Genomic DNA, 24083 nt, shown 5'->3' with positions numbered 1-24083 from the left:
ACGAGTATCGTAACGCCTGGCCCGCGGTCAGCGCAGCGCCAGACCTCCGTCAAGGTCGAAGAAGTGCAGCGTCTCGGTGCGGAAGCCGAGGGCCAGCTGCTCGCCCACCTTCGGGAATCCCTTCGGCTCGAGCCTTGCGGTGAAGGTCTGTCCGCCCTTCGCCGCGCTGCGCTCGAGCTCGGCGAAGGCGTCGGCGTCGTCGACGGCCTCGCGCATGTCCTCGGTCACCACGGGCGGGGCGTCGGTGTCGAAGTGCACGAGCAGGTCGGAGCCGAGTGCCTCCACGAGGCACACCTTCGTGTTGAAGCGGCGGTCCTCGGGGGCGTTCTCGCCGCGGGTGAAGTGCTCGGGGCGCAGCCCCACGATGACCTTTGCGCCGACCTTGTCCGCCGCCTTCGGGTAGTGGTCGAAGGCGCGGTCGTCCACGGCCAGGCGGTCGGAGCCGATGTGGACGTACACCTTGCCGTCGTCCCGCTCGAGGCTGCCCTCGCAGATGTTCATCGACGGCGAGCCGATGAAGCCGGCGACGAAGAGGTTGTCGGGGTTGTCATAGAGGGTCTGCGGCGAGTCGGCCTGCTGCAGCTCACCCCGCTTGAGGACCGCGACCCGGTCACCCATCGTCATGGCCTCGACCTGGTCGTGCGTGACGTAGAGGGTCGTCACGTTCAGCCGGTTCTGGAGCTGGGCGATCTCCGCACGCATCTGCACGCGCAGCTTCGCGTCGAGGTTGGACAGCGGCTCGTCCATGAGGAACGCCTGGGGGTTGCGGACGATCGCCCTGCCCATCGCCACGCGCTGGCGCTGCCCGCCCGAGAGCGCCTTCGGCTTGCGGTGGAGGTGCTCGGTGAGGCCAAGGATGTCGGCGGCGTCTTCGACGCGGCGCTTGATCTCGGCCTTGTCGACCTTGGCGAGCTTCAGCGCGAACCCCATGTTGTCGGCCACGCTCATGTGCGGATAGAGCGCGTAGCTCTGGAACACCATCGCGATGTCGCGTTCTTTCGGCGTGAGGTCGTTCACGACCCGGTCGCCGATGATCATCTTGCCCTCGGAGATCTCCTCCAGGCCGGCGACCATCCGCAGCGCGGTGGACTTGCCGCAACCGGAGGGCCCGACGAGGATGACGAACTCACCGTCGTCAACCTCCAGGGACAAGTCCTTCACGGCCTCGGTGCCGTCCGGATAGCGCTTCCACACTCCGTCGAACACGACTTTGGCCATCGCCGCTCGCCTCCACTCGCTGTTCGCTGTCAGTAGGTCGTCGTCCCGGCCGGGCCATCATGACCCGCCCCTTCACCGGGTGGCAACCCTGTTCCCCACGCGGGCCGGTGGTCATGCCACCCCACCTGATATCACCAATAGTGGGGATGCTTTCGTCCCCCGATGGGCACATTCTCAGGAGAGAGGGTATGAACGCGGACGCCACCGGTCCGTGGAAGGCAGGACGAGAAGGGCGCATGATGGTGACCGGCGCAGTGCACGACACCGAGTTCGACATGCGCAGCCTCGCCGAGGAGCTCCACGGACTCCAGGCCCGACTCGACCGCCTCGCCCGCGAGGGGACCAATCCCTACGAGATCGCACGGCTGCAGCGCTGCCTCGACCGGGCGCGCGATGGGCTCGCGTCCTCGCGGGTGACGTCGTCAGCGCCGGACGGTGAGATCGGGGAGGCCGCGCTCGCGCGCCCCCGGCAGGAATCGAACCTGCGCACTCGGTTTAGGAAACCGATGCTCTATCCACTGAGCTACGGGGGCCGCGCGGCCAGTGTAACCGTGGCATTTTCGCGTTCCGCAGAGCGCTCACCTCGCCGCCTCGGGCACTTTCATCAAGTTTGAGGATGCCGCGGCATGGTCCCGCGGCCACTCTGGATCTCGTCAGGTCACGGAGTTCCGACCGGCACCACGGCCTTTATCGGGGGGCGAGATGGCGACCGGACTCCACCGCAGGAGGCCTGCGTGACCGGCGGCACCCCCGTCTCGGGTGCACTGGTCACGCCGGACCCTGCGGCGCTCGAGGGCGGCGGGGAGATCCGTCCTCACGGCGTGCATCGCAGGGCGGGCGCCCCTACCCCGGCGCTCATGTAGCGAAGCGGTAGCGCCACTACTAGGCTCGGCCGCCATGGCCCCACCTGAGCTCGATGACGCCGCCGTGCGCGCGGTGCTGTCCACGGCCCTGTCCACCGGCGGCGAGTTCGCCGAGATCTACGCCGAGAGCCGGCGCGGCCGCAGCCTGCGGTTCGACGACGGCAAGGTCGAGGATCTCACGTCCGGTCTGGACCGGGGCGCCGGCATCCGTGTCGTGCGCGGACGCCAGACGGCGTACGCGTACACGAACCTTCTGACCCGCGAGGCGCTGCTCGAGGCCGCCGACACGGCCGCGGCGGGCATACCCGGCTCGGGAGGCGCCCGCGTCGTCGACCTGCGCGACGCCGCACCGCCCGTCAGGCACCCGGCCGCCCGCGATCCGCTGTCGGCGGACCGCCCGGCCCTCGTGGATATCGTCACCACCGCCGACGACGCCGCCCGCAGCGTCGACGGGGCGGTGCGCCAGGTGACGGTGAGCTACGCCGACGCGCACCAGGACATCCTCCTGTTGAACTCCGAGGGGCACCGGTCCACGGAGACCCGGGTGCGCACCCGGATCGTCGTGCAGGCCGTGGCGGCGCGGGGCGACGTGATCCAGATGGGGTTCGAGGGGCCGGGCGGCGCGGTGGGGCTCGAGCTGTTCGACGAGCATCCCCCCGAGCAGGTCGGCCGGTTCGCCGCCGAGCAGGCCGTCGCGATGCTCGACTCGATCCCCGCCCCGACGGGCGAGTTCACCGTCGTGCTCGCCGCAGGCGGCGGCGGGGTCATCTTCCACGAGGCGTGCGGGCACGGGATGGAGGCGGACATCGTCGCGAAGGAGGCCAGCGTGTACCGGGGGCGGCGGGGCGAGCGCATCGGCACGCCCCTCGTCACGGGGGTGGACGACGCGACGGTGCCCGGAGCGTGGGGCAGCTTCGGTTTCGACGACGAGGGCACGCCGGCGCAGCGCACGGTGCTGTTCTCCGAGGGCGTCTGCACCGACTACATGTCCGACCGCCTGCGCGCGGCGGAGCTCGGGATCCCGCGGTCGGGCAACGGGCGCCGCCAGTCCTACGCGCACCTGCCGATCCCACGCATGACGAACACCTTCATCCTGCCGGGCACCGACGACCCGGCCGACATCGTCGCGTCGGTGGACCGTGGGATCTTCTGCAAGGCCCTCGGCGGCGGGCAGGTCGACCCGGCCTCGGGGGACTTCGTGTTCGGCATGACGGAGGCCTACCTCATCGAGAAGGGGGAGGTCACCCGACCGCTGCGCGGTGCCAACCTCGTCGGCGACGGCCCGACGGCGATCAGCCGCATCGACGCGCTCGGCAACGACTTCGAGATGCGCCAGGGCATCTGCGGCAAGGACGGCCAGGGTGTGCCCGCGGGGCTCGGCAATCCGACGCTGCGGATCAGCCGCATCACCGTCGGCGGCACGGAGGCGTGAGCTCATGACCGAGCTGGTCACGATCCTCGATCGCATCGTCGCCCGCGCCGCCCCCGGCGAGGGCGTGGAGGCCTTCGGCATAGACGAGACCGACACGACGGTGTCCGCCTACGGCGGTCAGGTCGAGTCGCTGTCGAGTGCGCGGACCCGTGGCGTCGGCATCCGGGTGGTCGACGGCGGGCGCGTTGGCTACGCCTACACCGCCGACCTCGGCGAGGCGGCGCTCGCCGACGCCCTCGACGAGGCGCGCGCGAACGCGGCCGTCGGCACGCCCGACGACGCGAACCGGCTGCCCGAAGGCGGCGACCTCCCCGACCTCCCCGAGCTCTACGACCCCGCCTTCGCTGACGCCACCACCGAGGAGAAGGTGGACGTCGCGCTCCGGCTCGAGGCCGCCGCCCGCGCCGGGGACCGCATCAAGGGCATCGACACGGCCCGCTACGGCGACGGGGTGCGCACCGCGGCGATCGCCTCGACGACGGGGGTCCGGGGCGCGTACCGGCGTGCCGACGCCTACGTGATGGTCGAGGCGCTCGCCGAGGCGGACGGGGCGACGACGAGCGCGTACGGGCTCGACGTGGCCCGCACTCCCGCGGGCCTTGACGTCGAGGCGGCGGCGACCGAGGCGGCCATGCGCGCCGCCCGTCTGCTCGGAGGGCGCAAACCGCCGAGTGCGCGCATCCCCATAGTCCTCGACCCGTTCACGACCGCATCGCTGCTCGGCGTGCTGGCCGGCGGGCTCGTGGCCGAGGCGGTGCAGAAGGGCCGCAGCCTGTTCGCCGGCAAGGTGGGGGAGCGACTCGGGGCCGACCATCTCACCCTCATCGACGACGGGCGCCTGCTCGACGGCCTGTCCACGGCACCGTGGGACGGCGAGGGGGTGCCGACGGGGCGCACCGAGCTCGTCGCGGCCGGGATCCTCACGCGCTTCCTCCACAACACCTACTCGGCCACGAAGGACGGCGTGGCGAGCACCGGCAACGCGAGCCGTTCGGGGTTCAAGTCGCCGCCGGGCGTGAGGCCGAGCAACCTCTATATCGAGCCTGGCCCCGACACCCCCGACGCCTTGCTCGCCCGCGCGGGCACCGCCTTCTACTGCCAGCAGATCATGGGCGTCCACTCGGGCGCGAACCCCGTCACCGGTGACGTGAGCGTGGGGGCGGCCGGGCTCATGGTCCGCGACGGCGCGTTCGCCGAACCCGTGAGGGAGGCGTCGATCGCCGGCACGATCCCCGGGATGCTCGGCGGGATCGTCGCCGTCGGGGCGGACCTTCGCTTCCTGCCGCTCGGCGGCGGCATGGGCGGCGCCACGTTGCTCGTGGAAGGGATGACGCTGTCGGGCGCCTGACGCCTTACACGGTGCTCGGCGGTCCGAGCATCGCGTAGCCGAGCAGCCCGAGCGCCCCGGCGAGGACGAGGTAGCGCGCGAAGACCGACAGGCTCGTGCGCGCCACGAGGCGGACGAGAAAGGCGATGGCGGCGTACCCGGCGACGAAGGCGGCCACCACGCCCGCGGCGATGGCGCCCCCTGAGTACGGGCCCGGCTCCCCGAGTTCGGGCAGGCTCAGGACCGACGCGCCGATGAGCGCCGGGAGGGCGAGCAGGAACGAGAAGCGGGTGGCCGCCTCACGGGTCATCCCGGCCGCGACCCCCGCCATGATCGTCGTGCCGGACCGGGACATGCCGGGGAGCAGCGCGAGGATCTGCGCGACGCCGACCGTCACGGCCTCACGCAGGCCGATGGCGCCGAGGTCCTTGCCGGCGGGGTCGGCGGGGTCGAGGCCGACAGGCAGGTGACCGGCGTCCGCCTCGGGCTCCAGCGGCGGCGGTTCCTCGGCCTGCGGGTCGCCGGCCCACTCGCGGCTCGGCGCCCTCCGGTCCGCGTCGCCCGCCGCGGCCGACCGCGCCCGGGAGGCGGCAGCGACCCGGCGGTCGCGCAGCTTCTCCCCACCGATGAGCACGGCCGCGGTCACGAACAGCATCGCCGCCGCGATCGGCGGCGTCTCGAAGATCCGCTCGAAGGTCTCCTTGAGCACGGCGCCGACGACCGCGACCGGCACGGTCGCGGCGGCGAGCAGCAGCACCATCCGCCGGTGCAGGCGCCCCTGGGGCGTCGTCGCGCCGCGCAGCACCGCGAGGGCCATCCCGGCGAGCTCGCCGCGGAAGTAGAGCAGGATCGCGCCTGCCGTGCCGGCGTGGAGGGCGACGTCGAAGGCCAGCCCGGGCCGCTCCCACCCCAGGAGGTAGGGCAGGAGGACCAGGTGGCCGGAGGAGGACACCGGGACGAACTCGGTGATGCCCTGCACGACCCCGAGCAGGATGGCCTGCAGCCAGTCGGTCACGACATCCCCTTCATCGGCGGCATGCTATCGGCCGGGTGGCGGTGCGTGGGCGAGCAGCAGCCGCCCGAGCGCGAGGCCGGCGGTGGCGGGGCCGACCTCGTTGTCGGCGTGGAGGGCCACGAGCGCCGTCATGGCGGGCCCGTCGTCACGCACCTCGAGCACGGGCCGGGAGCGTGCGACGAGCGTCGCGGGCTCATCGCCGGGACCGAGCACCCAGACGTCCACCCAGCCGCCCGGGGTGACGAGCCAGCCCTCCTCGACCGGCACCGGGACGGCCCGCAGGTCCTCCGACAGGCCGGCGGCCGGCCCCCGGTCGTCGAGATGGGCGGCGGTGAGGACCGCACCCTCCGGCAGGGCGAGGGCGAGCACCGCATCGGCCGGCGGCGGGTCGACGACGGCGCGGGGCGGCACGGCGGCCGGGGGCAGGCCCACGCGCCGCAGACCGGTCGCCGGCGCCCCCACCGGCAGGTCGGCGGGCGCGACGAGCACCCGCACGGGCGTGCCTCCCCAGCGGTCTTCGGCGACCTGCACCCGCGCTTCGAGTCCGCCCGTGACCGCGACCACTGCCGTCACCGCGGCGAGCAGCCGCACCCGGGGGCTCAGCGCCGCCCAGCGCTCGGCCGCGGCGTCGAGCGGCCGGGGCAGGGCGGGGTAGGGGCCGTGCAGGGTTGCGCGGATGCGGGCAAACAGGGGCGGGGCGGCCATGCGGGCAGCATGGCCGCCCCACCGGCCCCGCGGTGCGGGGGGACGGGGGAGCTGTGGATATCAGGCGGACTCGGCGGCGCCCTTGGCCGGTCCGGAGGACGACGTGGTGTCACCCGCGGTGTCGCCGGGGGCCGTGCCGGGCTTGGCGGCCTTGTCGGAGCTGCCTCCGTCCGACGAGGTTCCGGAGGAGTCGGCCGGCTTCTTGCGAGTGTCGGTCACGTAGTAGCCCGACCCCTTGAAGATGATCCCCGCCGCGCTGAACACCTTGCGAAGTGCGCCGCTGCAGTTTCCACAGGTGGTGAGGGGCGCGTCCTTGAAGGACTGCACGACCTCGAGGTGCTGCCCGCAGTCCCGGCAGACGTACTCGTAGGTGGGCATCGTTCCTCCGTGATGCGTCGGGTGGGCGGCCTTCACCTGCCGGTCCGCAGGGTCCTCGACTCGGTTACCACGGCGTCCACGGGGGCGTCGTGCGCCTCCACGGGCACCGCATCGACCAGCTGGGCATCGTAGGCGACGCCGACCACAAAGGTACTCGGGCGAAGCCGCGCGAGCATCCGATCGAAGTGGCCGCCCCCGTAACCCAGCCGGTTGCCCCGGCGGTCGAACGCGATTCCCGGCGCGACGACGGCGTCGAGCACGGCCACGTCCTCCTCGCGGCGCACGCCCGGGATCGGTTCGCGCACGCCCCGCCATCCCGGGCCGACGTCGCCGGCGAGGTCGTGCACCCGGGCGATCCGCAGGTCCTCGCCGTCGACCCAGGGAAGGTAGACCGCCCTGTCCTCGGCGAGGCAACCGGTGAGGAAGGGCCCGAGGTCGACCTCCGCGCCGAAGGCGGCGTAGCCGAGGATCGCTGTTGCCGCGGCCAGCTCGGGCAGCCCGGCGAGCCGGCCCGCGATCGCCTCCGCCGCCGCCGCCCGGCCCTGCGCCGGCAGCGCCGCACGCTCGAGGAGCATGCGCTCCCGCAGCGCCCGCTTGTCACCGCCGTGCGCCGCCACCGCCATGGTTTTCCTCACCGCCCCGATTATTTCTCCCCCCTTCGCGGGGAGGTGTCATCATGCCCCCATGGGACTGCGGGGCAGGCTCGTCCTCTTCTTCGTCGCCATCACCGTCGTGCCGATGACGGTGGCGGTCGCCGTGCTCGCCGTCCAGGGTGACGGGGCCCGCCAGAGGCGCGCGACCGACGAGCTTCAGCGCGCAGGCGCCTCGGCGGTCGCGGTCCTCGAGCTGACGCGCCAGCGCGCCGGCGACCTCACCTTCGAGCTCGCGAACCGCCAGGTCGATGCGCGCTCCCCCGCCGAGGCGCAGGACTGGCTGCAGGGACAGGAGCTCGCCGGGCGCGCCGACGTCGTCGTCGTGGCGCGTCCCGACGGCACCGTCCTCGCCGCCCGCGTCGTCGAGCCGCCCCCGCCGGGGGTCGCCCAGGACGAGGCGGTGCGTGCCATGGCGCTCGCAGCGGTCGGTCAGCGGCCCGGCCCCCTGCCGTTGCTGCTTGCGGTCACCAACGTGGTCGGCGGACCGCTCGGCGGGATCGCCGCGGGTGTCTGGCTCGACGCCGGGTTGCTCGACGTCCTCGTTTCCGACCCGCAGGCCGGCACCGGGGCGGCCTTCGTCGTCGCGGGCGCCGTCCTCGCCGCGACCGGGGCGGGGCAGCCCGACCCCGCCGACCTGCCTGCCGCCGGGCAGGTCGCGGGTTCCGCGATCGCGGGCGAGCAGGTGCTCCTCGCGGTGACCGCCGTCCCGACCGAGCCGGCCGGCGGCGCTGCCGAGGCCGCCGACGGCGCGCTCGTCCTCTGGGCGCCGAGCCCGGCGGGGCTGAACCTCCTCCCCACCCTCTTGGTGCTCGTGGTCGCGCTGCTCGCGGCCGTGCCGCTGGGCTCGGTGCTCGCCGGCAGCGTGATCGCCCCGATCCGCCGGGCCGCCGAGGTCGCCCGCGCCGTCGCGGCGGGGGACCTGTCGCGCAAGCTCACCCCCACCGGGGGCCGAGAGCTCGCGGAGCTCGCCGTCGCGCTCAACGCCATGAGCGGGGAGCTCGGGGCCCGGCTCGCCGAGATCGAGCGCAGCCACGACGAGCTGCGCAAGAGCGTGAGCCGCCTCGGGCAGGCGCTGTCGAGCAGCCTCGACCTCCAGAAGATGCTGCCGGTGGTGGTCGACACCGCCGTCGACATGGTCCGCGCGGACGGCGCGGTGCTCATGCTGCTCGAGAGCGACGCCCTCGTCACGAAGGTCGACCGCTTCGGGCGCGCGTCGGCGCGCCTGGCCCCCGACGTGGGCATCGCCGGGCACGTCATACGCACCGGCCGACCCCTCCGCCTGCCCGGGAGCGCCGGGGTGCCGCCACGGGCGCCGGGCGAGCCCACGGCCCCCTACCTGCTGGCCGTCCCGCTCGGCCCCCGGGACCGGCCTGCCGGCGTGCTCACGCTCGTGCGGGAGGAGGTCACCGGACCCTTCGTCGACGACGACCTCGAGACCGTGGCGAGCATCGCGGCGGGAACGACGGTGGCGATCGAGAACATCCGGCTGCACCAGGAGACCCAGCGGCTGTCGTTGACGAACCCCGTCACGGGGTTGTGGAACTACCGCTACTTCGAGCTCCAGGTCACCACGGCACTCGAGAGGGCGAGGCGCTTCAAAGAGCCCGTGTCGGTCCTCGCCATCGACATCGACCACTTCAAGCGGATCAACGACGTCTACGACCACGCCGCGGGCAACGCAGCCCTCGCCGAGGTGGGGCTGCGGCTGCGGGAGGCGGCAACCCGCGCCGTCGACGTCGTCACCCATCTGCACGGCGAGGAGTTCGCCGTCCTGCTGCCCGACACCGACCACGACGGCGCGCTCGCGGTCGGGGAGCGGATGCGGGCGGCGGTCGCCGCGCGGCCCGTGCGCCTGCCGGGCGCCGGACCGGACGGGGGGCCGGTGGACGAGCCGCTCACCTGTTCGGTCGGCGTGGCCACCTTCCCGGTCCACGCCGGCGAGCGCGACCTGCTCTACCGCATGGCGGACCAGGCGATGAAGCTCGGCAAGCAACGGGGCCGCAACCAGGTGGTCAGCGCGTCCGACGTCGTGGACTCCCTCCGCGCGTAGCCAGGGGCCCGCGAGGTTAGGATGCGGCCACGCGTTGCACACCGAAAGGGACCAAGCGTGCGGGCACGCAAGGCCGTCATACCCGCCGCGGGGCTCGGCACCCGCTTCCTGCCGGCCACGAAGGCACAGCCCAAGGAGATGCTGCCGGTCGTCGACAAGCCGGCCATCCAGTACGTCGTGGAGGAGGCGGTGACGGCCGGCCTCGACGACATCCTCCTCGTCACCGGGCGGGGCAAGCGGGCCCTCGAGGACCACTTCGACGCGGCGGTCGAGCTCGAGCGCCAGCTCGCTGCGGCGGGCAAGGAGGATCTGCTCGCGGCGGTCCGTGCGGTGTCGCAGCTCGCCACCGTGCACTACGTGCGCCAGGGACAGCCGCTCGGGCTCGGCCACGCGGTCGGCTGCGCGCGGTACCACGTCGGTGACGAGCCGTTCGCCGTGCTGCTCGGCGACGACCTCATCGGCGAGGACGAGCGGCTGCTGTCGCGGATGGTCGACCTCAGCGACGAGACCGGTCGCAGCGTCGTCGCGGTGATGGAGTTCGGCGAGGAGGAGCTGTCGAAGTACGGGGTGATCGACGCCCAGCCCGATCCCGACCGCCCGGACGTCTACATGGTCACCGACCTCGTCGAGAAGCCGGGCAAGGCCAACGCCCCGAGCCGGCTGTGCGTCATCGGGCGCTACGTGCTCACACCGGACATCTTCGACCACATCGCGCAGACCCGTCCGGGACGCGGTGGCGAGATCCAGCTCACGGACGCCATGAAGGCGCAGTGCCGCGACGGGCCGATCCGGGCCGTGAGGTTCAGCGGTGTGCGCTACGACATCGGCTCGAAGGACGAGTACCTGCGGGCCATGGTCGAGCTCGCCAGCAACCGCAGCGACCTCGGGCCCGACTTCCGCGAGTTCCTCACCCGGTTCGTCAAGGAGCTCTAGGTCGTGTCGGCGCGAGGGGCGGTCGAGGGCGGCCACCGTCCCCACGACGACCCCGCCGAGCTCGTCGCCCTTGCCGACTACCGCCGCGAGGTGCTCGGGCGCATCGGTCCTCTGGAGGCCATCGAGCTGCGTCTGCTCGAGGCGCACGGCAGCGTCCTGGCCGAGGACGTCGTCGCTTCCGCGCCCGTCCCGGGGTTCGCGAACTCGGCCATGGACGGGTACGCCGTCCGCTCCGACGACGCGGCGGCGGGGGTCGCCCTCGACGTGGTCGGCGAGGTCGCGGCCGGTTCCCCTGAGCTTCCCCCAGTGGGGCCCCGTCACGCGGTGCGTATCATGACCGGCGCACCGATGCCTCCGGGCGCCGACGCGGTCGTGCCCGTGGAGGATGTCGAGGAAGGCGACGGCCAGGTGCGTCTGCGCTCGGGCGTCGCCCCCGGCGCCTGTGTACGCCTCGCCGGCGAGGACGTCACGGAAGGTGACACGGTCCTCGAGGTCGGGCGGCGCCTGGGCCCCGCCGACATCGGCATGCTCGCCGCCGTCGGACGCGCCCTCGTCCGCGTGCACCCGCGCCCGCGGGTCGCGGTCATCTCCACGGGAGACGAGCTCGTGGAACCGGGGCAGCCCCTGCGCCCGGGGCAGATCAGGGACGCGAACTCCTACGCGCTGACGGCGCTGGCCCGCGAGGCGGGTGCGACCGCGTTCCGGCAGTCGATCGTCCCCGACGACCGTCGGGCGCTGCTCGAGGCGTTCGAGGGCGCCTTGAGCCACGCCGACCTGCTCGTGACGAGTGGCGGGGTGAGCGCAGGGCGCTACGACCTCGTGAAGCAGGTGCTCGCCGAGCTCGGCGACGTCGCCTTCACGAAGGTGGCGATGCGCCCGGGCATGCCGCAGGCGTTCGGCTTCCTGGCGGGCACGACCCATCAGGGCGCGCCGATCCCCTGCTTCGGGCTGCCCGGCAACCCGGTCAGCGCCTACGTGAGCTTCGAGGTGTTCGTGCGACCGGCAATACGGCGGATGCAGGGGCGCACCGACCTCAACAGGTTGCGCGTGCAGGCCGTCGTGGAGACCGAGCTGCGCAGCCCGCCGGACAAGGTCGAGTTCGTGCGGGTCGTCCTGCGCCACACCCCCAACGGCTGGGTGGCGCGCCCGACGGGTGCGCAGGGCAGCGGCATCCTGCGCAGCGTCGTGGACGCCGACGGGCTGGCCGAGGTGCCCGCGGGCCACACGCTCGTCCGCCAGGGGGAACCGCTGGTCGTCCATCTGCTCGTGGAGCATCCCGGGGCGGGGCAGTGAGCGAGCCGCGCCTCACCCACGTCGACGCCGAAGGGCGCGCCCGCATGGTCGACGTGGCCGCGAAGCCCGTGACCGAGCGGCGCGCCCGTGCCCGAGCCCGCGTGCGGATGCGGCCCGAGACCGCGGCCCTGCTCGCCGAGGGGCGCCTGCCGAAGGGCGACGCGCTCGGGGTCGCGCGCGTCGCGGGCATCCTCGCGGCCAAGCGGACCCCCGACCTCATTCCGCTGTGTCACGTCGTGGCGCTGTCCGGCGTCGACGTCGACCTCGAGGTCGACGCCGCCCGCGGTCTCGTGACCGTGACCACCGAGGCACGGGCCGCTGACCGCACCGGGGTGGAGATGGAAGCGCTCGTCGCTGCGGCCACGGCGGCCCTGGCCCTCTACGACATGGTGAAGGGGGTCGAGCGGGGGGTGGTCGTGGAGGAGGTCGCGCTGGAGGAGAAGACCGGCGGTCAGCACGGTGACTGGACACGCGGCGAGGACGGCGACGCCCCGGGCGCAGGGCCGGGCGGGCGATGAGGGCGGTCGTCGTCACCGTGTCGACCCGGGCGGCCGGCGGGGTCTACGACGACGAGGCCGGTCCCCGGGTCGTGGCGCTGCTCGCCGGCGCAGGATTCGCCGTCGCCGACCCCGTCGTCGTGCCCGACGGGCGCCAGGGTGTGGGGGAGGCCATCGTCGCCGCCTGCGCCGACGCCGACGTCGTCGTGACGAACGGCGGAACGGGCCTGCACCCACGCGACGAGACGCCCGAGGCCACCCTCGACGTCGTAGACCGCGTCGTGCCCGGCATCGCCGAGGCCATGCGCGTGGCGTCGCTCGCAGTGACGCCGATGGCCATGCTGTCGCGTGCGGTGGCGGGAGCCCGAGGGCGCACGCTCGTCGTCAACCTGCCCGGATCGCCGAAGGCCGCGGCTGAGAACCTCGAAGCGGTCCTGCCGGTCCTGCGCCACGCCGTGGACCAGCTCCGGGGCGGGGACCACCCCCGCTGACCCCGGCGGGTCCCCGCCTGCGGCGGGGCGCGCGGCCACCGCATGCCCCGGTGCGAACCCAGCGACCGGGCGCTGACCGTGCCGGACGGTCCCCGAAGGCCGGGCTGTCGGGGATCCTTCGCATACGGCGAGTCGTCGACTACGGTGGCCGTCCATGAGCGTGATGGTTCTCGTCTTGCTCGGTGGACTCTGGGCTCTGATACTGCTCCCCGGCCCGTGGCGGGATCGCCGTTGCGGATCGCCGATCAACTCCGTCGACGCATTCGAGCAGAGCATGAGCCGGCTTGCCCCTCCCCGCACCCCCCCCGGGGGCCACGTCGTGGTTCTCGGACGCCCCAACCAGGCCGGGTCCTACACGCCCGTCTCCTACCCGTCGCGCGCTGCGGCCGCGACACCGCAGCCCGCTCGTCCGACGCGCCCCCAGCGGCCGGGGCGACGGCCGTCGCCCCGGACCCTCCAGCGCCGCCGCCAGGTGCTCGCCGTCCTGGTCGCCGCCGCGGTCGTCACCGGCGTCGGCGGCCTGTGGCTCGGCGGGGTCGCCTGGGTGCCCTTCCTGCTCGCCTACGCTGCCCTGTTCGGTTACCTCGCGCTTCTCGCGCAGCTGCGCGCCCGCCGGGACGAGGCCCGGTCCAAGCTCGCCTACCTCCACCCCCCGCGGGCGCAGCCGCCGCTCACGTCGGGGGTGCGCATCCGGACCGCCCGGGGCGCCTGACGGCGGCGTGCCGGACCTGTCGGGGCTGCAGCGCGACGTTCTCGACCGCCTCCAGGCGAAGCACCGGGCACGCGAAGCCGGCCTCGACTCCTCCCGCCGCGCCGTCCGCGCATCCGCGAACGCCATCCGGGCGACGCACCGCGGCGAGTGGGAACGGGCGCGTGCGCTCCTCGGGGAGGCCGCCGAGGCCCTCGCGTCAGCGCGGGCGGCGTGTGCCGCCCACCCGGCCGTCGAGCACGCCGGGTTCCTCCACGACGCGGACAAGGAGTACGCCGAGGCGCGCACGACCCATGCGCTCGTCGCCGGCGAGGCGCTGCCCTCACCCGAGGCCCTCGGCGTCGACGACGCCGCGTACCTGAACGGCCTCGCCGAGACGGTGGGAGAGCTGCGCAGGCACACCCTCGACGTCCTGCGGGCGGGGGACCTCGAGCGCTGCGAGCGCCTGCTCTCGGCCATGGAGGACATCTACGGGCTCCTCGTGACCGTCGACTACCCCGACGGGGTCACCGGAGGGCTTCGCCGTTCCACCGACGTAGCCCGGTCGATAATCGAGCGCACCCGCGGCGACCTCGCGACCGCCGCAGTGCAGGGGCAGCTGCGCGCCGCCCTCGACGCGCACCGCCGCGCCGTCCTCGGCGAGTAGGCGTCCTGCCCCGCTCCGGCGGCACTGCTAGCATTCGCACTCGCGCGGCACCGCGCCCCGCCCCAGGGGGCTGTAGCTCAGTTGGTAGAGCGCCTCGGTCGCATCGAGGAGGCCAGGGGTTCGATTCCCCTCAGCTCCACACGCATCCCTGACCACCGTCGCCCGTATCGCTGGTGTCGCCGTTTGCGTCACCCCACCGATGACGCGCGCGCGCCGCCCCACGGGGTCTTCGCCGGCGCCGCCCGGCGGTAGGCTTGGTGCCGTCTGCCCACGGCCGAATCCGCGCGCGGAGCGGAGGCGCCGCAACGCGAGGGAGTGAGGAGCCCACGATGTCCGATCCCGTCTCCGCCGGTCTCGTCGCCCGCCTGGCGCACTACGCGGTGGCGGGCACGGTGGGCAACCTCATCGTCAAGGGCGCGGCGAGGGCCACGCCGGTGGTCCGCCCCCACGTGCGCCGGCTGCTCGTGTCCTCGATCGCGCAGGGCATCGTGCTGACCCGGCGCCTGGAGAGCGCCGCGGAGGACAGCCGCTTGAGGGCGGGCGACCTCGTCGCCGAGGCGAAGGCGCAGCTCGGCGAGTCGGCGCCGCCTCCCCGCCCGGCCGACGCGGGGGAGGCCGGCCGCGGCCACGAGCATTGAGCCATGCGACCGCGTTGCGCGCCGCTGCGGCGGGGCGTGCGCGCTATCAGCTCACCGGGCTGAAGGGCGCGTCGGGCGCCGCGCACGCCGTCGCGACGGAGGTCGCCGCCCGTCCCGGTGTGACGGGCGCGCTCGCCTACCCGCGCACCGGCAACATCGTCGTCTGGTACGACCCTGACCAGATCGACCCCGTCGAGCTCGGTGCGGAGCTCGAGAGGGTCGTGGCGGCCGCCGCCGGCGGCGCCGCGGTCGCCGAACGCGGGGGTGCGGCCGAGACCGGGGAGGTCGCCCGGCTCGTCCTCGGCGGAGCGGTCCTCGCGCTGCTCGGGCTGCGCCGCCTGCTGCGGGGGCGCGGACCGGCACTGCTCGGCCCCCGCGGGTCGACCGTGGCCGCGGCGGTCACGCTCTTCACCGGCTACCCCTTCTTCCGGGGGGCGCTGCGCTCGTTGAGCAGCCGCGAGGCCACGGGTACCGACGCGCTCGTCTCCGCGGCGACGGTCGCGTCGCTGCTGCTGCGCGAGAACGTCGCGGCGCTCACCGTCCTGTGGCTGCTCAACATCGGCGAGCTGCTCCAGGCGCTGACGCTCCGGCGGACCCGGCGGGCGATCGAGGACCTCCTGCGGGTTGGTGACGACACCGTCTGGCTCGTCCGCGGGGACGGCGTCGAGGTCGAGGTGCCACTGTCGACGGTGACCCCCGGCGACGTCGTCGCGGTGCACACGCACCGCAAGATCCCCGTCGACGGCGTCGTCGTCGACGGGGAGGGGGTCGTCGACGAGGCACCGATCACCGGCGAGTCGCTGCCCTCCTACAAGGGGCCCGGCGCGAGCGTGTTCGCCGGCACGCTCATGGTCGACGGGCGTCTCGTCGTGCGGGCGCGCAAGGTCGGCGACGACACCGCCGTCGGCCGGATCATCGCCCGGGTGGAGACCGCCCAGGCCGACCGCGCACCGATCCAGACCCTCGCCAACCGTTTCAGCCGCCGGTTCGTGCCGCTGTCGTTCGCCCTCGCCGGCGCGGTGTGGGTCGTCACGCGCGACGTGCGCCGCAGCATGACCATGCTGCTCATCGCCTGCCCGTGCGCGGCTGGACTGTCGACGCCCACCGCGATCAGCGCGGGCATCGGCCACGGGGCCCGGCGCGGGACCCTCATCAAGGGCGGCACCCATCTCGAGCAGGCGGGGCGGATCACCGCCTTCGTCTTCGACAAGACCGGCACCCTCACGACCGGCCGCCCGCTCGTGACGAGCGTCACCGCCTCCCATCCCGGCTACACCCCCGAGCAGGTCCTCGCCCTGGCCGCCTCCGGCGAGATCCACGCCCGCCACCCGCTCGCCCAGGCCGTGGTGCGCCACACTGAGGAGCAGCACATCGAGATCCCCATCCACGAGGAGTGCGAGGTCCTGATGGGGATGGGCATGCGCGCGGACCTGCGGGGCAACCGCATCGTCGTCGGCAGCCCGACGCTCATGGAGGAGTTCGGCGTCACGGTCGCCGACGACGCCCGAGAGGAGATCGCCCGACTCCACGCCGACGGGCACGTCGCCGTCTGCTGCGCCCGCAACGAGGACCTCGTCGGGGTCATCGGCGTGACCGACGCGATACGGGACGAGGCTCCATGGGTGGTGGCGCGGCTGCGCGAGCTCGGCGTCCAGCGCACCGTCATGCTCACCGGCGACCACCCGACCGCCGCGGCGAGCGTCGCCGCCGCCCTGCAGATCACGGAGTACCGGGCGGAGACGATGCCCGAGGACAAGCTCGCGGTCGTGGCGGAGCTCCAGGAGCAGGGCTACGTCGTGGCCGTCGTGGGCGACGGCGTCAACGACGCCCCGGCCCTTGCGCTGGCCGACATCGGCATCGCCATGGGCGCCGGCGGCAGCGACGTCGCGATCGAGGCCGCGGACGTCGCCCTTGCGGGCAGCCACCTGCCGGAGGTCGTCCGCCTCGTCGAGCTCGGCCGGCAGACCCTGCGCGTCGTCCGCCAGAACTACGGGCTCGCGATCGGGGTCAACACCATCGGGTTGCTCGCCGGGGCCGGCGGCGTGCTCGACCCCATGCTCGCCGCCGTCCTCCACAACGCCTCGAGCGTGGCGGTCGTGAGCAACTCGGCGCGGCTCGTCGGGCGCGGGGACGGCGTCCCGGGAAGCAGCAGGCCGCGAGCCTGAGCCGAGCGGGCGCTCAGGCGCTGCAGTCGGCGCAGAGGCCGAAGATGTCCGCGCGGTGGCCGGTGACGGCGAAGCCCCGGGTCTGCGCGATCTCCTGGACCCAGCGCTCGACCTCCTCGGCGGTGATCTCCTCCACCTTGTTGCACGCCTCGCAGACGAGGTGGTGATGGTGGTCGACGCTGCAGTGGCGGAACGCGAGCTCGCCCTCGCGCTCGAAGGTGTCGAGGAAGCCGGCGTCCGCGAGCGCGCTGAGTGTGCGGTAGACGGTCGTCAGGCCGATGGGCTCGCCGGCCTGCCGAAGCTCCATGTGGAGGTCCTGCGCGGTGATGCTGTCCTCGCGGGCACGGAGCGCTTCGAGGACGGTGAGGCGCTGGCGCGTCGCGCGCAGGCCGGCCTCCCGCAGCGCGTGCGCCGGCGCGTCGGTGACCATGCCGAGCTCCTCCTGGCGGTTACGTGGTGGCCCCCTGCGTCCGGTCACGTAGGGCGCGCACGGTCATCGCGGCCACGTGGACGCCGATCGCGACGAGGACGATGGAGGCGCCCGGGGTGTAGTTGGCGTAGAAGGCGAACATCAGACCGGCTACCGCGCTGCTCACGCCGATCGCCGACGCGGCGAGCATCGTACCCCTGTAGCTCGACGCGACACGCGAGGCGGCCGCCACGGGCACGATCATCATGGCCGCCACGAGGAGCAATCCGATCGCGTACATCCCGCCCACGACGGTCAGCGAGACCACGATGGTGAGCACGAGCGCGAGAGCGTCGGTGGGGACGCCGCTGGCTCGGGCGGCCTGCTCGTCGAAGGCGACCGCGACCAGCGGTCCGTAGAGCGCGACGACGATGGCGAGCACGAGCGCCGACAGGCCGACGATCGTCCAGGTCTGCCCCCAACTGAGGTTCAGGGGACTGCCGAACAGCAAGCCGAGGACACGGTTGATCCCCATGCCCGAACGGGACAGCAGGAGGAAGCCGAGCGCGATGCCGCCGTAGAAGATGAGCGCGATCGCGAGGTCACCCCCCATGCCGCCCCGCTGGAGGCGGAACAGCACGAAGGCGGCGACCACCGACAGCGCGGCCGCGCCGAGGATGGGCTCGAAGCCGAACAGGAACGCGGCCCCGACGCCGGCGAAGGCGACGTGCCCCATGCCGTCGCCGATGAGGCTCTGGCCGCGCTGCACGACGAAGGCGCCGACGAGCGGCGCGACCGCGCAGACGGCCACGCACGCCACGAAGGCCTTCTGCATGAACCCGAACTCGAGCATGGTCATCGCTCTTCGGCTCCCGGCACGTCGAGCGGCTCGTGCGCGTGGCCGTGCCGGGACGGGTCCGCGCAGGGCACGGCCCGCCCCGCGCGCAGCTCGACCACCCGGTCGGCCAGGCCGGCGAAGCCCTCCGGGTCGTGGCTGATGTAGACGACCGCCACCCCCTCGGTGCGCACGAGGTGCTCGAGCGACTCGCGCAGCACGGTCCGCGCATCCACGTCGACGCCCGTGGTCGGTTCGTCGAGCACGAGCAGATCGGGGCTGGTGACGAGCGCGCGGGCGATGAGCGCCCGCTGCTGCTGGCCCCCGGAGAGGCGCGCGACCGACTGGCGGCGCAGCGCCGCGAGCCCGAGCAGGTCGAGGACCTCCTCGACGCGCCGGCGCTGGTCGCGGTCGGGGCGGCGGAACACCCCGAGCCGACCGGCGAGGCCCGTGCGTACGACCTCCTCGACGCTGACGGGAACAGCTGTCTCCGCGGTCGCCCGCTGGGGCACGTAGCCCACCCGTCCCCAGTCGTCGAAGTCCCGCACACGCGTGCCGAAGAGCCGCACGGTCCCGTGGGTGGGGCGGAGCAGCCCCAGCCCGAGCTTCATCAGCGTGGACTTGCCCGACCCGTTCGGGCCGACCACGGCCATGAACTGGCCGGGGGCGATGCGCAGCGACACCTCCCGCAGGACGGGCAGGCGTCCGTAGCCGAAGGTGACCTGGTCGTACTCGAGCACGGGCGTGGCCGGCATCAGCGTCCCTCCCGCTCGAAAGGGGCGGTCGCCTCACCGCGGAAGCAGCCGAGCTTCGTCACGTGCACTCCAGAGCGGTTGCGAAGGCCTCCGCCTGGGCCCGCAGCGCGTCGGGGAACCGCACGCCGGCCAGGTGGGCCTCGCCGATCTCCAGCGGATCGACGTCGAGCAGGTCGACGCCCGCCTCGCTCGCGAGCGCCTCCGCGTCGCCGCGGCCCTCGATCGGCTCGGCGAGGACCGCCGGGATGCCCTCGGCGCGGATCCGCTCGGTGAGCTCGGCCAGGCGGGCCGGGGAGGCGTCGGCGTGCCCACCGGCTCCCGAGATGCCCTCCTGTGCCAAGCCCCGGCGCTCGAGCAGGTAGGCGTAGGCCTCGTGGCTCACGATCGCGGTGTCGTGGGCGCAGTCGGCGAACACGGCGTCGATGTCCTCGTCGAGCGCGGCGAGCTCGTCGTGGAGCGCACCGGCGCGCTCGCGGTAGCCGTCGGCCCGGTCGGGGTCGGCGGCGGCGAACGCCTCACCGACCGCCTCGGCCACCCCCGCCATGATCGCCGCATCGAACCACAGGTGCGGGTCGACCGCCTCGTCGTCGTGGGCGTGCGCATCCTCCTGCTGGCCGGAGCCGTGGTCGTCGTCGGCGTCGTCGGCGTGGTCGTCGTCGCCGTCGCCGTGCCCGTGGTCGTCGCCGTCCTCGTGGTCATGGCCCTCGAGGCGGCGGAGGTTGTCGGACCCGGCGACCTCCGCGACCGAGACGACGGCGCCGGTCGCGTCGGCGACGGCTGCCTCCACCTGAGGCTGGAAGTCGAGGTCGCCCATGTAGAGGACGACGTCGGCGGATTCGACGAGCCGGCGATCATCGGGGCTGAGCTCGAGGTCGTGGGGGTCCTGACCGCTGGACGTGAGCAGCCGCACGTCCGCGCCCGGCGCGATGTCCTCGGCGACGGCCGCGAGCGGGTAGACGGACGTGACGGCGGTGATCCCCTCCCCGAGAAGCGGGGTGTCGGCGCCCTCCGCCGACGCATCCTCCTCGACGCTCTGCGTGGGCGCCTGCCCGCAGGCGCCGAGCGCCAGAACGAGACAGGCGAGGACGACGAAGCGGTGGTGCACGGCGATCTCCAGGGACGGCGTCACGACCGCGCACACCCTAGATGCTTCTGACAACCAATGCCAATCGATCAGGTGGTCGGGGAAGACACGGATTGGAGGAGGGCCGGGCCTTGTGCCGGTTGCAACGATCGCTCGACGACCGTCGGCGCGCGAGCCCCCGCGCGACGGGGTCGTCGAGCAGCGTCAGGCGGCGTCCTGCTCGCTGCGGGCGTCGGTCAGGACCTCGGCCGGGCTGCGCACGGGGCTGAGCTGGACGATGTCGCGGCGGAACGGCAGGCCGACGAGCCAGTCGGAGAGGATCCGTGCACGGCTCGACGGCGAGGGGATCGACGCGAGGTAGTACGCCCGGCGCAGGGCCCACGCAGCGGTCCCGCGCACGTGGCGGCCCATCACCTGTCCCACGCCCTTGCGCCGGCCGAGCGTGACGAGCTCGCCGACACTGCGGTGGCGGAACTCCTGCAGGGGGGCCCCGCGGAGTGCTGCGACGAGGTTCTCGCCGACCTTCGTGCCCTGTCGACGGGCGTGCTGGGCGGTCGGGGGCACGGTGCCACCCGCCGCGAGGTCGGGGACGGCGGCGCCGTCGCCGCCGGTCCACGCCCCGTCGACCCCACGCACCCGCAGGTACGCGTCCGCGTCGAGCCGCCCGTCCTCGGTGGTGGGCAGCCCGAGCTCGCCGATGAGGGGATGGGGCTGGACCCCGGCGACCCAGACGAGGGTGTCGGAGCGGATCGTCTCCCCGTCGGACAACCGGAGAAAGCCGCCCTCCACCGATTCGAGGAGGGTGCGCAGACGCACGTCGATCCCTCGCGCGCGCAGCTCGGCGAGGGCGTAGCCGGCGAGGCGCTCGTCGACGGTCGGCAGGATCCGGTCGGTCGCCTCGACGAGCACCCACCGCAGGTCGCCGACCGTGATCGACGGGTAGTACCCGCAGACCGCACGGGTGAGGTCCTCGAGCTCGGCCAGGGCCTCGACGCCCGTGTAGCCGCCGCCGACGACGACGAACGTGAGTGCGCGACTGCGGACGTCCGGGTCACGGGTGGCCTCTGCGGCCTCCATGCGCCCGAGCACGTGGTTGCGCAGGTAGAGGGCCTCCTCGATCGACTTGAAACCGACCGCGTTCTCCTTGAGACCCGGCACCGGCAGGATTCGCGACGTCGAGCCCAGCCCGATGACGACGTGGTCGTAGTCGTAGACGGACCCGGGACCGTCCACGGGCTGCACGTCGGCACGCCGGGTGCCATGGTCGAGTCCGGTCAGGCGCCCCTTCACGAACCGCGTGCGCCCGAGGACCTTGCGCAGCGGGACGACGGCGTGGCGGGGTTCGATCGTCGCCGAGGCGACCTCCGGCAGCAGGGGCTGGTAGAGCATGAAGTTGTCGGGGTTCACCAGCGTGATGGAGGCCTCGTGGGCACCGAGGCGCGCCTCGAGCTCGAGCGCGGCGTACAGGCCGATGTAGCCGGCCCCCGCGATCAGGATGCGTGCGGGTCGTCGGGTCATGTCGTCGGGCTACCCACGGGCGCCGAGGGAGATGCGCCCAGCGGACCGCCCGTTCGCCGCGGCGTCAGATCCACGAGTCGAACCACATCCGCTGACGCCACGCGTGGGGGTCGAGAGGGTAGGCGGCGTACACCGGGTAGAAGAAGGCGAACGCGGCGACGGCGGCGACGGCCAGCGCCCACGGGACCCAGCGCAGTCCTCGGCGCTCGGCCAGCCGCACCGCGCACCACCCGACCGCCAGCGCCACGAACGGCACCACGGGTGCGAGGTAGAACAGGAACAGCGGACGCCTGGCGAGCAGCCAGGGCAGGTACTGGCCGGCGAGGAAGGCGAGCAGCGCCCCAGCCCGCCAGTCCCGGTGCCGGACGCCGAACCACACGAGTGCGGGATAGGCGAGCAGGGCGAGCCACCACAACACGGGGTTGCCGAGCCCCACGATGTGGGCCACGGTGCCCGGGGGGATCGCACAACCGCTGTCCTGGGGCGTGCAGGAGGCGTAGTGGTACGCGACCGGGCGGCGCAGCCACAGCCACTCGCTCGCAGGAGAGCGGTAGCGGTGCGGCGCCTCCAGCGCCCCGTGGAACCGCTGGATCTCGCGCTGCTCGCCGACCCAGGCGCGGGCGATGTCGACGGTCCCGGCGTCGCATTCGGCCGCCACCGGGCACGCCTGCCGCCCCACCCGGGTCTCGGTGAAGTTCATGAACCAGCCGGCGTAGCTCGCGACGTAGACGGCGACGGGCACCACGACGAGCGCGCCCGCCACGGACAGCGCCGGCGCCCACACCCGCGTCCACGGCGAGCCCGTCACGCGCCGGCGCCACGCGAGCTCGCTGGCGGCGACGAACAGGCCGGCGGCGCCGATCGCGAGCAGCGCGGACCACTTCGTCGCCAGGGCCAGGCCGAGCACGACGCCGGCCAGCCACCGGTGCGGGCAGCGCAGCCGGGGTAGGCCGTCGCCCGGGCCGGGGGCCGCGTCCCAGCGTCGGTCGTGGTCGGCGAGGAGCAGCCAGAACCCCGCGACGACGAACAGCGCGAGGAAGGCGTCGAGCATCGCGATGCGGCTCATCGTGAACGCGAGCCCGTCGACCGCGAGCAGCAGTGCCGCGAGTGCCGCGACGCCGCGGCGTCCGAACAGCCGCAGCCCGGCGAGGTAGGTGAGCAGGACAGTGACGCTGCCCGCGAGCGCGCCCGGTGCACGCCAGCCGACCGGGTTGTCACCGAGGACGGCGATGCCCGCCGCGATCAGCCACTTGCCGAGCGGCGGGTGCACCGCGAACTCCTCCTCGGTGCCGACGGCCAGCAGCGAACGCGCGTCGGTCACGTAGTAGGTCTCGTCGAAGTAGATCTCCGGCGGCTCGGCGAGGCGGTACAACCGCAGGGTGCCGGCAACCGCGACGAGCAGGACCGGCACGAGCAGCGCGACGGCACGGCGCCGGCGCTGGTCCCGGCGCGTGTCCGGCTCGCCGGCGCCCGCCACGGGGGCCGGCGGGCGGGCGCCGGTGTCGGTCGACATGGTTCCGCGAGTGTAAGGACGACGGTGGACCAGGCAGGAGACCCGCAGGAGGCGGGCGGGCGGCTCGTCGTGGTCGGCACCCCGATCGGCAACCTCGACGACCTGTCCCCCCGCGCCGCCGCGGCGCTCGCCGCCGCCGACCTCGTCGCCGCGGAGGACACCCGCCGCAGCCGGGTGCTGCTCGAGCGCGCCGGCGTGCGCAAGCCCATGGTGAGCTACCACGACCACAACGAGGCCGCCCGCACCCCCGAGCTCGTCGCGCGCGTTGCCGCCGGTGAGACGGTGGTGCTCGTCACCGACGCGGGGACGCCGGGCCTGGCCGACCCGGGGTACCGGCTCGTGCGCGCCGCGGTGGAGCGGGGGCTCGTCGTGGAGTCGGTCCCCGGGCCGTCGGCGGCGGTGCAGGCCCTCGTCGTGTCGGGGCTGCCGATGGACCGCTTCTGCTTCGAGGGGTTCCTGCCCCGCAAGGCGGGCGCACGGGCCCAGGCGCTGGCCGCCCTCGCCGACGAGCCGCGTACGCTCGTGTTCTACGTCACCCCGCACCGCGCCGCCGACGACCTCGCGGCGATGGCCGCGGCGTTCGGCCCCCGTCCCGCGGCGCTGGCCCGGGAGCTCACGAAGCGCCACGAGGAGGTGTGGCGCGGTCCGCTGCCGGAGCTGGCCGCCCGGGCCGCGCAGGGGGTGCGCGGCGAGTTGACCCTCGTCGTCGCCGGCGCCCCCGCCCGGTCGGCCGAGGAACCCGAGCCCGCGGACCTCGCCGAACGGGTGCGCGCCCTCATCGCCGCGGGGGAGGACAAGAAGGGCGCCATCGGCCGGGTCGCCGCCACCACCGGAGTGTCACGCCGCGCGGTCTACCAGGCGGTCCTCGACGCCGAGCAGGCCGGCGGGACCGGCGGAGCGACCGGCGCCACCCTCATGTAGCGCAAGCGTTAGCGCCCCTGGGCTCGGCGCTCATG

At 73.9% G+C, this 24083-nt stretch carries 23 protein-coding genes and 2 tRNA genes; 13 read left to right on the top strand and 12 right to left on the bottom strand.

Annotated features, from left to right (window positions below):
• Positions 1 to 27 precede the first annotated feature (27 nt).
• Complete coding sequence (gene ugpC, locus VM324_03680; GenBank protein HVL98371.1) at positions 28 to 1218, bottom strand: sn-glycerol-3-phosphate ABC transporter ATP-binding protein UgpC; 1191 nt, start codon at positions 1216 to 1218, stop codon at positions 28 to 30.
• A 461-nt stretch (positions 1219 to 1679) separates the two neighbouring features.
• A tRNA-Arg gene (locus VM324_03675) sits at positions 1680 to 1751 on the bottom strand.
• Positions 1752 to 2115: 364 nt separating this feature from the next.
• On the opposite strand from VM324_03675, the gene VM324_03670 reads away from it, so the two are divergent.
• Together VM324_03670 and VM324_03665 are read left to right on the top strand one after the other, a co-directional pair.
• The gene (locus VM324_03670) at positions 2116 to 3513 is read left to right on the top strand and encodes a TldD/PmbA family protein (GenBank protein ID HVL98370.1); all 1398 of its coding nucleotides are present in this window, start codon (positions 2116 to 2118) and stop codon (positions 3511 to 3513) included.
• Positions 3514 to 3517: 4 nt separating this feature from the next.
• Positions 3518 to 4861: a TldD/PmbA family protein gene (locus VM324_03665; GenBank protein HVL98369.1), complete on the top strand. Its 1344-nt coding sequence runs from the start codon at positions 3518 to 3520 to the stop codon at positions 4859 to 4861.
• Positions 4862 to 4865: 4 nt separating this feature from the next.
• Here the strand turns inward: VM324_03665 and VM324_03660 are convergent, their stop codons facing one another.
• From VM324_03660 to VM324_03645, 4 genes are read right to left on the bottom strand one after another with little or no spacing between them, the layout of a single operon-like run.
• Complete coding sequence (locus tag VM324_03660) at positions 4866 to 5855, bottom strand: undecaprenyl-diphosphate phosphatase (GenBank protein ID HVL98368.1); 990 nt, start codon at positions 5853 to 5855, stop codon at positions 4866 to 4868.
• 24 nt (positions 5856 to 5879) lie between these two features.
• Entirely contained in the window at positions 5880 to 6560 is a 681-nt protein-coding gene (locus VM324_03655) for a hypothetical protein (GenBank protein HVL98367.1), read from the bottom strand.
• A 60-nt stretch (positions 6561 to 6620) separates the two neighbouring features.
• Positions 6621 to 6938, bottom strand: a complete 318-nt coding sequence (locus VM324_03650; GenBank protein HVL98366.1) for an FmdB family zinc ribbon protein — start codon at positions 6936 to 6938, stop codon at positions 6621 to 6623.
• Between the two features lie 32 nt (positions 6939 to 6970).
• A complete protein-coding gene (locus tag VM324_03645) occupies positions 6971 to 7573 on the bottom strand; it encodes a 5-formyltetrahydrofolate cyclo-ligase (GenBank protein HVL98365.1) in 603 nt (200 codons plus the stop codon).
• A gap of 49 nt (positions 7574 to 7622) precedes the next feature.
• Between VM324_03645 and VM324_03640 the strand changes: the two genes are divergently transcribed.
• From VM324_03640 to VM324_03595, 10 genes are all read left to right on the top strand, one after another.
• Positions 7623 to 9641 carry a diguanylate cyclase gene (locus VM324_03640; GenBank protein HVL98364.1) on the top strand — a complete coding sequence of 673 codons (2019 nt, stop codon included), beginning with the start codon at positions 7623 to 7625 and terminating at the stop codon, positions 9639 to 9641.
• A 57-nt stretch (positions 9642 to 9698) separates the two neighbouring features.
• Positions 9699 to 10574 (top strand): UTP--glucose-1-phosphate uridylyltransferase GalU, encoded by an 876-nt coding sequence (galU, locus tag VM324_03635; GenBank protein ID HVL98363.1) that lies wholly within the window; start codon positions 9699 to 9701, stop codon positions 10572 to 10574.
• 3 nt (positions 10575 to 10577) lie between these two features.
• Positions 10578 to 11867, top strand: coding sequence for a gephyrin-like molybdotransferase Glp (gene glp, locus VM324_03630; GenBank protein HVL98362.1), 1290 nt, complete (start codon positions 10578 to 10580; stop codon positions 11865 to 11867).
• Positions 11864 to 12385, top strand: a complete 522-nt coding sequence (gene moaC, locus VM324_03625) for a cyclic pyranopterin monophosphate synthase MoaC (GenBank protein ID HVL98361.1) — start codon at positions 11864 to 11866, stop codon at positions 12383 to 12385. Before glp ends, moaC begins: the two co-directional genes overlap by 4 nt.
• Positions 12382 to 12855, top strand: a complete 474-nt coding sequence (locus VM324_03620) for a MogA/MoaB family molybdenum cofactor biosynthesis protein (protein HVL98360.1) — start codon at positions 12382 to 12384, stop codon at positions 12853 to 12855. Before moaC ends, VM324_03620 begins: the two co-directional genes overlap by 4 nt.
• A gap of 274 nt (positions 12856 to 13129) precedes the next feature.
• Positions 13130 to 13567 (top strand): hypothetical protein, encoded by a 438-nt coding sequence (locus VM324_03615; GenBank protein ID HVL98359.1) that lies wholly within the window; start codon positions 13130 to 13132, stop codon positions 13565 to 13567.
• Between the two features lie 7 nt (positions 13568 to 13574).
• Positions 13575 to 14210 (top strand): hypothetical protein, encoded by a 636-nt coding sequence (locus tag VM324_03610; GenBank protein HVL98358.1) that lies wholly within the window; start codon positions 13575 to 13577, stop codon positions 14208 to 14210.
• A 66-nt stretch (positions 14211 to 14276) separates the two neighbouring features.
• A tRNA-Ala gene (locus VM324_03605) sits at positions 14277 to 14349 on the top strand.
• A gap of 190 nt (positions 14350 to 14539) precedes the next feature.
• Complete coding sequence (locus VM324_03600) at positions 14540 to 14848, top strand: DUF1490 family protein (protein HVL98357.1); 309 nt, start codon at positions 14540 to 14542, stop codon at positions 14846 to 14848.
• Positions 14845 to 17013: a cation-translocating P-type ATPase gene (locus tag VM324_03595; GenBank protein HVL98356.1), complete on the top strand. Its 2169-nt coding sequence runs from the start codon at positions 14845 to 14847 to the stop codon at positions 17011 to 17013. The genes VM324_03600 and VM324_03595 overlap by 4 nt, the downstream gene beginning before the upstream one ends.
• A gap of 13 nt (positions 17014 to 17026) precedes the next feature.
• On the opposite strand, the gene VM324_03590 is transcribed toward VM324_03595, so the two are convergent.
• From VM324_03590 to VM324_03565, 6 genes are all read right to left on the bottom strand, one after another.
• Complete coding sequence (locus VM324_03590; GenBank protein ID HVL98355.1) at positions 17027 to 17443, bottom strand: Fur family transcriptional regulator; 417 nt, start codon at positions 17441 to 17443, stop codon at positions 17027 to 17029.
• A 19-nt stretch (positions 17444 to 17462) separates the two neighbouring features.
• A complete protein-coding gene (locus tag VM324_03585; protein ID HVL98354.1) occupies positions 17463 to 18281 on the bottom strand; it encodes a metal ABC transporter permease in 819 nt (272 codons plus the stop codon).
• Entirely contained in the window at positions 18278 to 19012 is a 735-nt protein-coding gene (locus tag VM324_03580; GenBank protein ID HVL98353.1) for a metal ABC transporter ATP-binding protein, read from the bottom strand. The genes VM324_03585 and VM324_03580 overlap by 4 nt, the downstream gene beginning before the upstream one ends.
• 58 nt (positions 19013 to 19070) lie before the next feature.
• On the bottom strand, positions 19071 to 20141 hold the full coding sequence (locus tag VM324_03575; GenBank protein ID HVL98352.1) for a metal ABC transporter substrate-binding protein: 1071 nt from the start codon (positions 20139 to 20141) through the stop codon (positions 19071 to 19073).
• Positions 20142 to 20300: 159 nt separating this feature from the next.
• Complete coding sequence (locus tag VM324_03570; GenBank protein HVL98351.1) at positions 20301 to 21614, bottom strand: FAD-dependent oxidoreductase; 1314 nt, start codon at positions 21612 to 21614, stop codon at positions 20301 to 20303.
• A gap of 64 nt (positions 21615 to 21678) precedes the next feature.
• Positions 21679 to 23127 carry a phospholipid carrier-dependent glycosyltransferase gene (locus VM324_03565; protein ID HVL98350.1) on the bottom strand — a complete coding sequence of 483 codons (1449 nt, stop codon included), beginning with the start codon at positions 23125 to 23127 and terminating at the stop codon, positions 21679 to 21681.
• A 24-nt stretch (positions 23128 to 23151) separates the two neighbouring features.
• Here VM324_03565 and rsmI point away from each other — a divergent pair, with 24 nt between their 5' ends.
• Positions 23152 to 24048: a 16S rRNA (cytidine(1402)-2'-O)-methyltransferase gene (gene rsmI / locus VM324_03560; protein HVL98349.1), complete on the top strand. Its 897-nt coding sequence runs from the start codon at positions 23152 to 23154 to the stop codon at positions 24046 to 24048.
• Positions 24049 to 24083 lie beyond the last annotated feature (35 nt).

The sequence above is a fragment of the Egibacteraceae bacterium genome (assembly GCA_035540635.1).
Lineage (GTDB): Bacteria > Actinomycetota > Nitriliruptoria > Euzebyales > Egibacteraceae > DATLGH01.
Note: the sequence above shows the minus strand (reverse complement) of the source record. Positions and strands in the feature narration are given on the sequence as shown.